11 protein-coding genes are annotated in these 14571 nt (G+C 57.1%); 6 read left to right on the forward strand and 5 right to left on the reverse strand.

The features are described 5' to 3' along the window. Window positions 1-345 precede the first annotated feature (345 nt). On the reverse strand, window positions 346-2145 hold the full coding sequence (mrdA, locus tag ACZA91_RS02695; protein WP_463184552.1) for a penicillin-binding protein 2: 1800 nt from the start codon (window positions 2143-2145) through the stop codon (window positions 346-348). Between the two features lie 802 nt (window positions 2146-2947). Between mrdA and ACZA91_RS02700 the strand changes: the two genes are divergently transcribed. Beyond that, the gene (locus ACZA91_RS02700) at window positions 2948-3286 is read left to right on the forward strand and encodes a P-II family nitrogen regulator (protein ID WP_099533361.1); all 339 of its coding nucleotides are present in this window, start codon (window positions 2948-2950) and stop codon (window positions 3284-3286) included. A gap of 220 nt (window positions 3287-3506) precedes the next feature. Here ACZA91_RS02700 and ACZA91_RS02705 read toward each other — a convergent pair whose 3' ends face one another. Together ACZA91_RS02705 and ispD are read right to left on the reverse strand one after the other, a co-directional pair. Next, a complete protein-coding gene (locus ACZA91_RS02705; RefSeq protein ID WP_199291406.1) occupies window positions 3507-3794 on the reverse strand; it encodes a peptidoglycan-binding domain-containing protein in 288 nt (95 codons plus the stop codon). 125 nt (window positions 3795-3919) lie between these two features. Next, a complete protein-coding gene (gene ispD, locus ACZA91_RS02710; protein WP_099533362.1) occupies window positions 3920-4603 on the reverse strand; it encodes a 2-C-methyl-D-erythritol 4-phosphate cytidylyltransferase in 684 nt (227 codons plus the stop codon). Window positions 4604-4907: 304 nt separating this feature from the next. Here ispD and ACZA91_RS02715 point away from each other — a divergent pair, with 304 nt between their 5' ends. Next, a complete protein-coding gene (locus tag ACZA91_RS02715) occupies window positions 4908-5867 on the forward strand; it encodes a glycosyltransferase family 9 protein (protein ID WP_463186381.1) in 960 nt (319 codons plus the stop codon). Then, window positions 5860-6444 carry a D-glycero-alpha-D-manno-heptose-1,7-bisphosphate 7-phosphatase gene (locus ACZA91_RS02720; RefSeq protein WP_463184554.1) on the forward strand — a complete coding sequence of 195 codons (585 nt, stop codon included), beginning with the start codon at window positions 5860-5862 and terminating at the stop codon, window positions 6442-6444. The genes ACZA91_RS02715 and ACZA91_RS02720 overlap by 8 nt, the downstream gene beginning before the upstream one ends. 82 nt (window positions 6445-6526) lie before the next feature. Here the strand turns inward: ACZA91_RS02720 and ACZA91_RS02725 are convergent, their stop codons facing one another. Beyond that, on the reverse strand, window positions 6527-8017 hold the full coding sequence (locus tag ACZA91_RS02725; protein ID WP_463184556.1) for a folate/biopterin family MFS transporter: 1491 nt from the start codon (window positions 8015-8017) through the stop codon (window positions 6527-6529). Window positions 8018-8244: 227 nt separating this feature from the next. Here ACZA91_RS02725 and ACZA91_RS02730 point away from each other — a divergent pair, with 227 nt between their 5' ends. The 3 genes from ACZA91_RS02730 (at window position 8245) to ACZA91_RS02740 (ending at window position 13222) form a co-directional block, all read left to right on the forward strand. Beyond that, entirely contained in the window at window positions 8245-10836 is a 2592-nt protein-coding gene (locus tag ACZA91_RS02730) for a sensor histidine kinase (protein WP_463184558.1), read from the forward strand. A 110-nt stretch (window positions 10837-10946) separates the two neighbouring features. After that, window positions 10947-12584, forward strand: coding sequence for a hypothetical protein (locus tag ACZA91_RS02735; RefSeq protein WP_463184559.1), 1638 nt, complete (start codon window positions 10947-10949; stop codon window positions 12582-12584). A gap of 290 nt (window positions 12585-12874) precedes the next feature. Continuing rightward, complete coding sequence (locus ACZA91_RS02740) at window positions 12875-13222, forward strand: hypothetical protein (protein WP_099533368.1); 348 nt, start codon at window positions 12875-12877, stop codon at window positions 13220-13222. A 200-nt stretch (window positions 13223-13422) separates the two neighbouring features. Here the strand turns inward: ACZA91_RS02740 and ACZA91_RS02745 are convergent, their stop codons facing one another. Next, on the reverse strand, window positions 13423-14502 hold the full coding sequence (locus ACZA91_RS02745; protein ID WP_190531456.1) for an ATP-dependent 6-phosphofructokinase: 1080 nt from the start codon (window positions 14500-14502) through the stop codon (window positions 13423-13425). Between the last annotated feature and the right edge of the window lie 69 nt (window positions 14503-14571).

Below are 14571 nucleotides of genomic sequence, written 5' to 3' on the forward strand. Positions count from 1 at the left end.
GGAGAGGGACTTGATCACCCGCCACGAGATCGCCGTAACCCAGCAGTTCTGGCTCCCCTTCGCCCACCTTGGGAGAAGGGGTTGGGGGATGAGGGCAACGAGCTGATTCGTGCAAGAGGTCTAATGGATGTGAATCAATGAATTTAGGGGCGATCGGCTAGTGCGATCGCCCCTAAATCGTTGCTGAGTTGCTGAGACTGACCTGCCCTTAACTGTTCTGAGATCCAGGGACTACAGAAGGTTGGCCTTGAAGGATCCGCTCGCTGGAGTGGTCTTGATGGGTCTTGGGCAGTCTTTTGGCAGGAGTTTCGTGGATTTTTACGAATCTGCTCCTTGGTGAATCTGCTACGGATTCGCGGGTGGATTAGAGGCGGGCGGTTTTGGGCCAAAGTAAGCCTTGAACACTTCCTTCGCGATCGGGGCCGCCACAGCTCCCCCATAGCCAGCATTTTCCACAGCCACCGCCAGGGCAATTTGCGGTTGATCCACCGGGGCATAGCCCACATACATTGCGTTATTGGGGCCGCTGGGCACTTCGGCGGTTCCCGTTTTGCCAGCGCTGGGGGGCAGACTGGGATCGTTAAGCACTTTGGCGGTTCCCTGGCGCACCACCGCATTGAGTCCTTGGCGCACCACGTTCAGGGTTTCGGGTTTCAGGCCGATCAACTGGGGTTGAAAGTCCGATTGGCTGGTTTGGTTAGCCAACAGGTGGGGAACCACACGCTTTCCTCCATTGGCGATCGCGGAAACGACCGTGGCCAGTTCCAAAGGCGTGGTTAAGACCAATCCTTGCCCGATCGACATACTGACCGTATCGCCCAAGTACCAGGGTTGACGGTACAGAGTTTGTTTGGTGGCCGGCGTGGGCAACATGCCCCGACTGCCCAACAGCCCCAACTTCAGCGGCTGACCAATGCCCAGGGCCTGGCCCCATTGGGCGATCGCCTCGGGGCCGGTCTTCATTCCCACCTGGTAATAGAAGGTATTGCTGCTGACTTCGAGGGCCCTGGCAAAGCCGATCGTGCCGTAGCCACCGCCCCCATGTTCCCGAAACACCGTCCCCCCCAGGGACAGGGCCCCGGCAGTGCCCACCGTGGCATTCGGGCTATAGGCTCCCGACTCGATCGCCGCCACCGAAGTCACAATCTTGAACGTGCTGGCCGGGGGATAGCCCTGAAGGGCCCGATTCAACAGGGGGCGGCTGGGGTCTTGGAGTTGGGCCCACTGGTTTTTGGTAATGCGCTGGGTAAACCAATTGGAATCGAATGTGGGGCTGCTGGCCATGGCCAAAATGGCCCCCGTGCGGGGATTCATGGCCACCACTGCGCCGCGTCGTCCCTGAAGTCCCCGTTCCGCCGCCTGTTGCACGGCCAAATCCAGCGTTAACTGAAGGGGCTGGCCCGGCTTCGGGGGCCGTTGGCCCGCCGGCCGCAGGAGACGGCCCTTGGCATCGGCCTCAATCCAGTCGTAGCCCCAAGTGCCCCGCAAGGTCGATTCTGCCAATCGTTCGATGCCTGCCTTGCCCACGGTGGCTCCCATGGGCAAATCGGGGTTGTTTTTAATATCTTCGGGGTTGGCTTCCCCCAAATAGCCAATCACGTGGGCGGCAGTGGAACCGTGGGGATAGTCCCGCTCGGCTTCCACGCGCACGGCGAGGATGCCTGCTCCCGGATCCAGTTCTGCCAGCCGAACAAATCCTTCAGGGGTCAGATCCCGGGCCACCCGAATGGGCATATCACCCCGGCCCTGCTGACGCTGAGTGGCAATCTGTTGGGCAATGGCCGCAACGGGGCGATCGAAAATGCTTTCCATCGGCTTCAGGATCCGCTGCCACTCGGCTGGGCTGTGGCGCTGGGGTGACAGATACACGCTGCGGATTAAGCGACTCCGAGCGAGCACCTGGCCTTTGCGATCGAACAGGGCCCCCCGATCGGGAACCAAGGGCAACCCCCGCAATCGATTCCGCTCTGCGGCCTGGCGCTGCACAGCCCCCTCCACCAGTTGCAAGCGACTGAGGCGAAACGCCAAGGATCCGATCAGCGCCGTTACCAAAGTCATCAAGACCAGGGCACGGAAGGTTTGGGTGCGATCGGGCGCGACCGATGACGGAGCAAAGCCGCCCCTACGAATAGATACCAATCCCATAGCAAGTGCAAGCCAGCAGGGCTACCGACGACAAAGGGCCATTGCTTGTCTGATCCGCACCCAACCCTCCCCCCTCGGGATAGGTCTTGCTCAACAACCGGTAACGAACATTACAAAACCCTGATGAGATCCAGTGCTAACTGTTAACCCAACGCAACCAGGGATATACAGCCCACTAGCCTGAGCGCCCCCGGCTTTTGATAGGCTAGCCTTAAAAATGCCAACCACTGTTCTCTGGCTCTTGCAGGTGGGCAGTTCCAGGCTTTAGCGTGGCCTGTACAGGCACTTGCGCCAACGTGCAACCTCGTCCGGTGGCCGAACTCAGGGGTCAAGCTCAGCACTTTCCAGCCTGCAAGGGTCAGCCTGTGGATAACGCCCCACGGCGTTGTTCATCTCTGATCTAGCTCAGCCGCCTGGCGGTTGCCCCGTTAGCCGGGTTGATAACCAGGTTGATAACCGGGTGAATAAAATGCCGATTTCGTCAGAGATATCGGTTTGTTGTGCAGGCCACGGCCAACCCTTCTATGCTTGGGTGTTGGTTGACCCCAACTTGGTTGCCAAACTGGTTTGCCAAGCTTGGTTACCAAACTGGGTTGCCAACTCCCAAGGAGCCAGATCCCTGGGGTGGTGATGGGGCTGCAACACCCAGGCTAGAACCGGGCGATCGCTGAGATTCTGTGTGCAACAACTCCGATGCAAACCCGATCCCAACCTGAGGATTTTGAGGTGTGCCAAGGGGAAAGCCACAATGGCCCAGTGATCACCAAGACCTATAACGAATGCTCAAAGGGAGAGACTAGCCTTGAAAAAGATTGAAGCGATCGTGCGTCCTTTTAAATTGGACGATGTAAAAATTGCCCTCGTCAACGCCGGCATTGTCGGGATGACCGTTTCCGAAGTGCGCGGTTTTGGCCGCCAAAAGGGACAAACGGAGCGCTACCGGGGATCGGAGTACACCGTTGAGTTCCTGCAAAAACTGAAGATCGAAGTGGTGGTGGACGACAAGGACGTGGATATGGTCGTTGAGTGCATCATCACCGCGGCCCGCACCGGCGAAATTGGCGACGGTAAGATCTTCATCTCGCCCGTGGAACAAATCATCCGGATTCGGACCGGTGAGAAGAACCTAGAGGCGGTCTAGGGCAACGTCACCGCACCAGAGAGGGGCACTCTAGCTCCTCCCTGGTGATCAATTACAGGTGATGAATTTTGGATGATCAATTGCGGGTAATGATCAGATTTTGCGTCTGAATTGCCAACAGCGGACTGTAGTGCCGTTTTGAGTTGACCGATGGGGGGCTGCTGGGCCCCGCGTCGGTTTTTGGTTGATGGGTTTTGGGGTGGAACGTGCTCGCGGCAATCTAGCGGAACGTGAAGCCCAAACGCTCCCAGGTGTCTGCCCCAACGATGCCATCGGGCGTGAGACCATAGGCGGATTGGGCCTGTTTGACGGCGATTTCGGTTTGGGGGCCAAACATACCGTCCGGTTGTCCCGCATCAAAACCACGCATGTTTAGTTCATGCTGGACGACCTGCACGAGGTTACCCCGATCGCCCAGTCGCAAAATATCACTGACCACTTGGTCGCTGGCCGGCACGCCGGAGCGTTCGGATTTAGCCGGTGGGTTATTGCTAGACAAGATATTCACCACTCCGAATCAACTGAAAGCCACTCCCACAATGGTCTTGGAGACGATCATAGGGGGCTGCGATCGCTATGGTAGCGCTCGCTTTGGCGATTGCGGTGTTGGGTTGTTGGGTTGTTGGGGAACGGCTAGGGTTGGCGCTGGCGGAGGATGAACTCGGCGATCGCCAAGTCTTGGGGGGTGGTGACTTTCAGGTTGGTTTCTTCGCCCATCACGATTTTCACGGGCAAGCCGCACCGCTCAAACAGGGCGGCATCGTCGGTGACTTCCCAGTTTTCAGCCAAGCCCCGATCGTGGCAGGCCTTGAGGGTGGCCACTTCAAAGCCTTGGGGCGTTTGGGCGGCCCAGAGGGTGGCGCGATCGGGCGTGTTGCTAACAATTTGATTCGCATCCACTTGCTTAATCGTGTCCTTGACGGGAATCGCAGCGATCAATCCCGGACAGGTGGCCAGCTCGGCGGTGCAGCGATCGAACAGGTCTGGGGTGGCCAAGCAGCGGGCCCCGTCGTGGATCAAAACCCGATCGGCTTCGGGGGGCAGGGCTTGCAGGCCGTTGTAGACCGAGGCTTGGCGGGTGTCGCCGCCCTGGATAAACACAACGGGCTTGGTCAGGTGTAGGTTTTGGGCGATCGCCTCGAAATCCGGCCGGTCGATCGGCTGACACATGATCCCAATCCAAGCGATCGACGGGCTGGCCTGGGCGGCCTTCAGCGTCCAAGCGAAGATCGTTTCGCCCGCTAGGTCGATCAGGAGTTTGTTGCGATCCGCGCCCATGCGCTTGCCGGAGCCGGCCGCCGGAATGAGTAAATACAAAATCGGTTTCCTAAAAATATTGTGATTGGGCAAATTGCCCGATCAAGATTCAATCGACTTTCTTGGGAATTCGCAAGGCTGTGGACGGGCTGCCCTAAACCCTGGAGTTGATTTGGGCGATCGAGTTGACCCTAGGGCAGATCCTTCTAAAATTGAGAGCGATTCCTGACCGTAGCGATTTGGATTCGCCTGCGAAGTCCTCGCGGGTCGAAACACCATTGCTGGCTATCGGTTTTTCAGGCTTCATTTCACAGATTTCGATATTGTTTTACCGCCGCTACTTGGCAACCCCGCGAGTTTTATGATGCAGATCCTCGCCCTCGTACCTGGTGGCATTGGCGACCAGATCTTATTTTTCCCCGCCCTGACCCAACTGAAACAGACCTACCCGAAGGCGCAGATTGACGTGGTGGTGGAGCCGCGATCGGTTGCGGCCTACCAAGTTTGTGCTTCGGTGCGCGACACAATCGCCTTTGACTTCAAGGATCGCAACAGTCCCGCCGACTGGGGCAACCTGCTGGGCACGATCCGCGATCGGGAATATGACGCGGTGCTGTCGCTGGGGCGGCGGTGGGCCGTGGGGCTGCTGCTGTGGCTGACGGGGATTCCCAAGCGCGTGGGCTACGCGGCCGGCGGCAAGATGTTTTTGACCGATCCCGTGCCCCTGAATTTGGAGCAATACGCGGGCGATCTCTATCACGACCTGGTGCGCGGCTTTGGAATCACGGCCCCCCGGCCGGCCCTGTCGCTGCAAGTGCCCCAAAAGGAACTGGCCTGGGCTGAAGCAGAGCAAGCCCGCTTGGGGATCAAGGGCCAGGGCTATTTGCTGGTGCATGGTGGCTCCAGTGCCATGGCCAAACTGAAGGGCTTTGATAAGGTCTATCCGGTGGAATCCTGGAAGGCGGTGTTGACCAAGGTGCAACAGGCCAAGCCGGAACTGCCGATCGTGCTGGTGAAGGGGCCCGATGACACGGATTTTGTGGCCACGTTGCAGGCGGCTTGTCCGAGCCTGAAGCTGGTGGCTCCCAACAACATTGGTCAACTCGCGGCAATGACGGCGGGGGCGAATGTGATGCTCTGTGGCGACAGCGGCCCGATGCATATTTCCGTGGCCCTGGGCACTTACACGATCGCCCTGTTTGGCCCCACCGATCCCGCCAAGCTACTGCCGCTCGGTGACGATCGCTTCGTGGCCATCAAGTCCCCGACCGATCGGATGAGTGACATTCCCCCCAGCGCCATTCTGGAGAAGTTGGGTGTCTAGACCGGCGGTATTTCTCGATCGCGACGGCGTATTGAACCAAGAGGCGGGCTACATTCACCGCCTCGAAGACCTGCACCTAATCCCCGGCACAGCCCAAGCGGTGCGGCAACTGAACGAGGCGGGCTGGTTTTGCTGTTTGGCTTCCAACCAAGCCGGCCCAGCCCGGGGCTACTATCCCCAATCCCACGTGGACGCGCTGCACGATCGGCTCTGTCGCCTGCTTAATCAAGAAGCGGGGGCCAAGCTGGATGCGCTCTACTACTGCCCGTACCTGAGCGGCCCCGAAGGCGGCAAGGATCCTGAATTCACCCGCTACAGCACTTGGCGCAAACCCAACACCGGAATGCTGGTGGCGGCCGCCTGGGATTGGGATTTAGACCTATCGCGCAGTGTGATGGTGGGTGACAAGGCGACGGATATTGACCTGGCCAAGAATGCCGGTTGTACGGGCATTTTGGTGACGACGGGGTTTGGGGAGCAGGTGTTGGCGGGCAACTATCAACACGCGACGCAGCCGGACTTTGTGGCGGCTAATTTGCTGGAAGCGGTGCGGTGGATTTTGCGATCACCCCGATAGTCCCAATTGCTCAACGGCTTTGAACGGCTTTGCTAATTCAATCTCAGGCGGGCGATCGGCTCCCCGATCGCCCGCCTGAACCCTAAGTTTTGGAGCGATCGCGCCGATCGGGCTGCGGAGACATCTCCGGCATAAAGGTTGGCACCAGGTTTGGCTCCCGATGTTTCACGGCTGTCACCTCCGGCGGCAACTCCGATAGCTGGGCATTGCCATCGGTTGCATCATCCTGCGGCAACCAACCCACCAACGGCAGCGGCAACAGGGTTGACAAGTTGGCGATCGTCACCAACAACCACAGGCGATCGAAGTGGGTTTCATCCACCCCCAACCAATGGGTCAGCAGGGCCCCAAACTCACTGGACACCGCCCCCGCCAGGTTATAAACCGACATCAACAGCGCAAACAGCGTTGCCTCCACCCCCGGCGGACAAAGCCGCGCCGACAGCACCAACACCGGCATGAAGGTAATTTGTCCCGCCACGGTCAAAATCAGACTATCGCCCAAGCTAAACCAGCGGTCATCAATGCCCAAAGCCCGGTTGGCATGGGTCACCAACAGCAGCGTTGTCATCCCCAGCGCCGTGGAAACCAGCGTGCTCCAAAGGAAAATTTTGCGGAAAGGCACGGTTTTGAAGAACCGCTGAAATGCCCAAACCCCAATCAAGGCCGCCACACTGGTCACCAGCCGCACCCGCCCCAAAAACTCCGGCGGAAACTGCAACTCATTGGTGGTGAAGTAGAAAAACGCCGTATCCGATGAGGGCGTGGCCTGCCAAAGGAACAGAAACAGCGTGGGCAGCCAAATCGCCTTTTGGGAAACCGCCTGCCACAAATCTCGCGCCTGCTGTTGAACCACGCTCAGGTCTGGACGGGCGGTTAAGGGGGTTTCGTGGATCGCAAAGGCCCCAAAACAAACCAACAGCGGAAACATGGAGGTCATCCAAAACACCGTTTGGGCGCTGAACTGCTCCAACAACACGCCGCTGAGATAGGCCGTCAACAGGCCCCCCAGCGCCGAAACCCCCCAACAAAGGGATTGCAGGGATCCGGCCGTGCCCGTGGACTCGTTGCGGGCCCGTTCCACCACCAAGGAATCGGCAATCACGTCACTGACGGCCACGGCCAGGGAAGAAAGGGCGATCGCCAGCATGGCCGCCCAGCCCGTATGCACCACCGTGGCCATCGCCACCCAAGCCAAGGCCCCACCAATGCCCGACAGAATGAGGTAGGGTCGCCGCCGGTAGCCCAAAATAGGCAACCCGTCAGACATAAACCCAAACAGCGGTTTCACCATCCAGGGAATGGCCACAACCCCCATCAGGGCCGCCACTTCCGCCGGACTCAGGTGCAACTCATCCTTCAGGAAAAAACTGACGGCCAAACGAGCCAGCCCCAAAATGCCCTGCACCAGATACACCAGCAAAATGGCAATCAGTTCCGGGGTTGGCTCGTTGCCAAAGAAAAGCTTTTCTACGATCACCGAGCGCAGACCAGACGATCGCCCCGTTGGCGGATCCTGGGGTGCGATCGCGTCGGAGCCGGAACTGATGTTTTGGTTCGGTGCAATGGCCATTGATAAGTTTCTAGCAAAAAAACTTCATAATTCTAAGCCTCTCCATCATAGCGGGCTTCCCCGACCCGATCGGCAACCCAGCGGGCGATCGGTCTCGTCCGTCGCGCCAAGAGACCCAAACTCAGTTCCATGAAATTAAATTCATATTGGGTCTGTATCTGTGGAATCTGTGCCGGTTGAGTCTATATCTGTAGATCAATAAGATTTTTCCTCAAGCAATGGGCAAAATGACAGTTTCGAAAAAGGGGGTTCATCCCCAAGGACTCAAAATTGTTTGCTTTATTGGGCTAATTATTTTGGGCTTACTCGGTAACTACTACCGAGCAAAGTTATTTTTAGGCGTTGATTTTATCTTTGGGAGTGTGGCCGCTCTACTGGCGGCACGATTCTATGGGCCCCTTTGGGGTGGCATTGCCGGGGCAGCGATCGGGAGCTATACCTGGGTGCTTTGGAGCCACCCCTACGCCATGATTATTTTCACGGTGGAAGCGGCCCTGGTGGGGTGGGTTCGCCAGCGCCATCGCCAAAGTTTGCTGTTGCTAGATGGTCTGTATTGGCTGGTGGTGGGATCGTTGTTGGTGGCCCTGTTTTATGGGGCCCTGTTGCAGGTGGGCGTTTTACAGGTGCAGCTCATTTTGCTGAAACAAGCCCTGAATGGGGTCTGTAATGCTCTAATTGCCAGCGGCATCCTTGGAATTTTTTCTTTTTTAGGACAGCGATTTCCACAAAGATTTCAATCGGTTCGCTGGCCATTACGGGATGTTTTGAACGATATTTTGGTGGCTTTTGTGTTGCTGCCGATTATGTTGCTCTTCACCCTGGATGCCAACCGAATGTTGGTGGATTTGGAGCGATCGGTCAGGACAGATTTACAACTGGCAAGTGCGCCAATCATTGAGCAAATTCGCAATTGGCAGCGACAAATTTGGGAAACAGCCACGGATTTTTCCCAACTCAAAGCAGAGTCCTTGACCGAAGCTCAATTAATCACGGCCCTGGAACAGAATGTGCTGATTGATGGTCTTTGGGTGCTGGATTCCAAACTACGTTTTCTGACCCAGGCAACCAATAATCCTGATGTGTCTCTCAGCCTTCAGTCCCTATCGCAGTTGGAGCTACGTGACAGTCAACCCAATCAGCTCCAATCCTGGCGAATTGTGGCAATTCCGAAGGACAAAACTGGCGATGAGCATCAGCTTTGGTTGGTGCGACCCCTAACCCAGGGGTTGGAGTCCACAGGATTTTTAATTGCCCATCTGCGGTTCGATCGATTCATTGATGCGCTCACGAGTCCGGTGAAAATTTACGATCAGGCGGTGGGCGCGGTGTTGGTGAATGAAAACCAGCAAGTGATGGGCAGTGTGAACCCTGCCTATGATCCGCAGGATGTTTTTAATCTCAAGCAACCGAAGGTTTGGGTGCGACGACTGGGAACCGGCAGCGCCGAGTTTTATCAGGTTTTGACCAACGATCCCGCTCGGCCGCCGATGGTTCGTGCTCGCCAGTCCACCTATTGGTTTGCCAGTATCCTGCCGGGCGATTTGGGTTGGCATTTGTGGATTTCATTCCCCGCGCAACCCCACATGGATGATTTGCAGGTGGCCTATAACCAGCGATTTGGGATTGTGATGTTGGTGGTCTATGGCAGTATGCTGGCGGCCTATTGGGTGAGCAAGGCCTTGGTTAAACCCTTGCAAATTTTGGCAAAAATCACCACAGACCTGCCCGATCGCGTGAATGATCAACAAGATGTGGATTGGCCACAAAGCCCAGTTCAGGAGTTTGATCAACTGTCAACCAATGGGCAGTTAATGGCCGAAAGTTTGCGGGAAAGATTTCTAGAAATTCACCAGGCAAATGAGCAATTGGAGCAGCGGGTGGCAGAGCGCACGGAGGACTTGGAAGCAACCCTCAGTCAACTAAAACAGACCCAAACCCAGCTCGTTCAAACGGAAAAAATGTCAAGCCTGGGAGGGTTGGTGGCAGGGGTAGCCCACGAAATCAACAATCCTATTAACTTCATTGCGGGCAACTTAACCCACGCGGAAGAATATGTTCAAAGCCTGCTGAAGGCGATGAGTTTGTTTGACACGTTCTATCCAGACCCAGAGCCAACTTTGCGTGAAGCTTTAGAGGAGTTGGAGCTGGATTTCTTGGTTGAGGATTTGCCAAAAACTTTTCAATCGATGCAGTTGGGTGCGCGGCGCGTGCAGGACATTGTGCAATCGTTGCGGACTTTTTCTCGGATCGATCGAGCAGAGTTGCAAACGTTTGACTTACATGAGGGCATTGATAGCACATTAATTATTTTGCAAAACCGGCTGAAGGGCCGCTCCGATCGCTTAGCCATTGAGGTAATTAAGCAATATGGCCCATTGCCGTTGGTGGAATGCTACGGGGGACATCTGAATCAGGTGTTTATGAATTTGTTGGTGAATGCGATCGATGCGATCGACCTGCGGGATGCGGGCCGAACCCTTGCGGACATGCGCCAAAATCCCAGCCGCATTGAAATCACCACGGCCACGTTGAATCAGCAATTGGTGATTGTTCGGTTTCGAGACAATGGCCCAGGAATGCCACCGGAGGTACGCGATCAAATTTTTGAGCCGTTTTTCACCACCAAACCCACGGGCAAAGGCACGGGCTTGGGCCTGTCCATTAGCTATCAAGTGATTGTGGAACAGCACGGAGGGGCGCTGACTTGCCAGTCCAGTCCCGATTGGGGCACGGAGTTTTACATTGAGCTGCCGATTTGCGGATCCAGCAAGCCCCAAAACACAATTCACCCGGGGGCCCGATCCACGGCGGCGGTGTAGCCCGGTTCGATTGCCCTCCCCGATCGGCCCTTTCCCCACAGCAGGCTGAAAAACCCTGGAAATCTTGCGATGATGGGGCTGATTTTTAGGCCTTGCTTCAGGAGTCGATCGTGCCCTCGCGTCGTACCGTCACCCGCTGGATTGCCCAAGGGGGATTGTTGGGATCCATGGGAGCCGCCATGGGCCAGCGGGCCAGCAAGCTGCGGCAACAGGCCGAGGCCGCGCCGTTAATTCCTGGACAGCCCGCCGCCTGGGCCGATCACCTGCGGATGGCCGATCGCTTGGCCCAAGAACAGTTGGCCGCCGCCCAAGATCCCCGCGCCGAAGTGGAACTGCTGATTCCCAGCTTTTTGGGTAACCAAGCCCGCCGGTTCTATGGCCGAGGCATTCCCCAGGGATTGGGGGTACGGCGCAAGTTCTTTTTGGGATCCGGCCCAACAAGGATTGGGCGGCGATTGGAGGTTTGGAGCGGTGCGGGCTGGACGGGGCAATGCACCCTCGTGCGCGATCGGGGACGAGACTATCTGCTGATTGGCGCGTTTGACCACCACCTGCGCAAAATTGACCTGCAAACTTGGCAAGAGGTTTGGCGCTATCGATTTGACGACGTGCTGAAGGGAACAGCCACGATCTACATCGATCGCACCGCACCACCGCTCGATCAAGTGATTGTGCTTCAGGGCAGTCGCCAGGGGGTGAATGTGCCCTTCACGGCGCGGGTGGTTCCCAGTTTGCGGGCCATTTCCTTTCGCACGGGCCAAGAGTTGTGGCGGTGGAACGTGCGCCAAACCGCCAGCTACAGCCGCGACAACGACAGCAGCCCCCTCGATTTGCGTAATGGGCTGCTGTTTAATGTGGGCGAAAACGGGATTGGTTCCTTTTTGGGGGCCGCGCTGAACACGGTCACCCAACGGGACGGCATCACCCAACCGGCGATCGCGGGGGAATTGGTGTTCTATGCCCCGGGCGATGGGGCCCGCCATGGCGGCAACCTGGTGGCGGAATCTTCTCCGTCACGACTGGGCGATCGGTTGTTTGTGGCGGCTGGCTCCGGTCACATTTATGGCGTTGACCTGAACAGTCAGCAAATTGACTGGGATTTCTTCACCGGTACGGATATTGACGGAACGGCGGTGGTTTCCCGCGATGGCAAGCTCTTTTGCGCGATCGAGCGGCAATATACATCCGGGCCCGGCGGTCTTTTTAAACTGAATCCGGCCAGGCCGCCCGCCGAGGCCGTGGAATGGTTTTTGCCCACCGGCTCCTTGCGCTACCAAGATTGGCAGGGTGGAATTATCGGCTCAGCGGCCCTGAATGATGACTATCGCGATCGGGGACAGCCGCCCCTGTTTGCCACGGGGGCGATCGATGGAATCCTCTACATTGGCTCCCAATTGCGCACCACCGGCCTGGCCCACTGGGGGCCACAGCGGGATGGGCCACACAACTCGCCCTACGTGGCCTTTCAAACCCGAATTGGCCCCACCATTTCCACCCCGATTTTCACCGAGGGCGATCGACTTGTGGCCGCCAGCTACGACGGGGTGCGGCTGTTTCAGTTGCGCTTTTTGCCCACCCAGTCCCAAGATCCGGCCGCTTTGCCCAATGGTCGGGGCCAGTGGTTTCGCCTGGAGGTCAATCTGTTGGCGCACTTTGCCCCGGGATCTTCCTTTGAGGCCACCCCGATCGTCTGGGATGGAACGGTCTATCTGAGTGGGCGCGATGGCTGGCTCTATGCCCTCGGCTAGTTGATCTTGGCGAGGCCCAAAACCCAATAGATGATCCCGATCGGGTCAGGTTTGCATAATTTTTTGAAGCTTTCTCGATAGATGACTAGTACAAATTTTTGAATGCAAAACAAGACGGAAAACGAGACGGATAATTATGCGCCGTCTTCGTCATTTCTCGCCCTCTATTTTGCACTGAATTGACTTGACCTTGGGGGTCAACCCAAAGCAGCTTTCTTCATCAAAAGCTGTGCGGACTTGTGCTGTCTAAAATTTCCATCCTTTCAAGATCATCGATCAGGGAATTGAGCATGTGTTACGTTGTCGAATTGCCCGATGGCTCCTATTATGTCCCCAACGGTTCAGTGCCCGACGCTTGCAAAGCAGTCCACTTTACCGACAAAGACGAGGCCGCCGCGATCGCCAAGGCCAAAAAAGGGAAGGTCAAAGTCTGCACCTTAAAGGATGCCGCGCCACCACCGAAGGACAACAGCCAGCTTTGGGTGATGGGGCTAATTTTTATTGGAATTGCAACTTTTCGAGATCCCACCAACTTAGAAATTTTGCAGCGCATTACGCGCTTGGATCAGCCTAGCAATGGAGTCACGACCGGAACAGTGCAGTTCACCCCTTCCTGGTCAGATTGTCTGTGGTTTTGAGGTCAATTCAAGACTGGTTTTTAGACTGGTTTTGAGGCTGGTTCTGAAAGCCTCTTGATTCAGTTTTCCAATCCCGACTCAGTGCCATTGATGATGGGGGCAAGGGGCTGAAGCCCCTTGTCTTTTTAGGGTGTCCTCTGTCTTTTGGTTGGTCTTTTGGTTAATCCTTTGCTATGTCGCCTCTTGTCCTGGCTTGCCTACTAATCCCCGAGGCAAATTCCCAGGCCCCGTGCGGTTTTCAGCAGCGTATCATTGGGGTCAACGATGCGGCAGTGGGAAATGGCCTCCAGTACGGGCACACTCACCACCTGGCGCTGTTGCCAAGTCACCACCCGATCGAACTCGCCCCGAGCAATCAGATCCACTGCCTCCACGCCAAAGGCCGAGGCAATCAGGCGATCGAGCGGCGAGGGCACGCCACCGCGCTGCACATGGCCCAGCACGGTGACGCGGGTTTCAGCGCCAGTGCTTTGGGCCAGCTCCTGGGCCAAATATTGCCCAATGCCCCCCAGGCGACATTCCCCAAAGGCCTGGGTTTGCGTCACCACGTCACCGCCGCTGGTGCAGACCGCTTCGGACACGATCACCACGGAAAAGGCCTTGCCAGCGGCCTGGCGATTGCGAATGGCCTGGGACACCACTTCCAGCTTGTAAGGAATTTCGGGAATCAAAATCACCTGGGCCCCGCCCGCAATGCCGGCGTGGAGGGCGATGTGGCCCGCGTCGCGCCCCATCACTTCCAGGATCATCACCCGATCGTGGCTGGCGGCGGTGAAGTGGAGCCGATCGAGAGCTTCCGTGGCAATGTTCACGGCTGTGTCAAACCCGATCGATTGTTCTGTGGCGGCCACATCGTTATCGATCGTTTTGGGAATCCCCACAAAGGGCACGCCCACTTTCGTCATCAGATCATGAAGAATTTTCAGGCTCCCATCGCCGCCAATGCCAACAATGGCCGATAGCTCCAACTCCCGACAGCCCTTGGCAAAGTCCAAGGTGCGATCGTGCATCGTGCCATCGGGCAAAGTCACCTGAAAGGGTTGGCCCCGGTTAATGGTTCCGAGCAGGGTTCCCCCCAAGGTTAACCACCGCTCAACCTTGTCCGGTGTCAGCAGCAGGGCTTCGGTGGGCTGCCGGGTTAGCCCTTCCGTACCGTGGCGAATGCCCATCACTTCCCAGCCGTAGCTGGCAGCCCGCATCACCACACCCCGAATGGCAGCATTTAGCCCTGCGCAATCTCCGCCGCTGGTCAGCACTCCGATTCGTTTTATCTCACCCATAGGATTGCATCTCTTATGCAAACGCTGCTCATGGGCGATCGTACGCGATCCCAACGGTGGGGCAAGCCT

The sequence above is a fragment of the Limnothrix sp. CMB-01 genome (genome assembly GCF_055193175.1).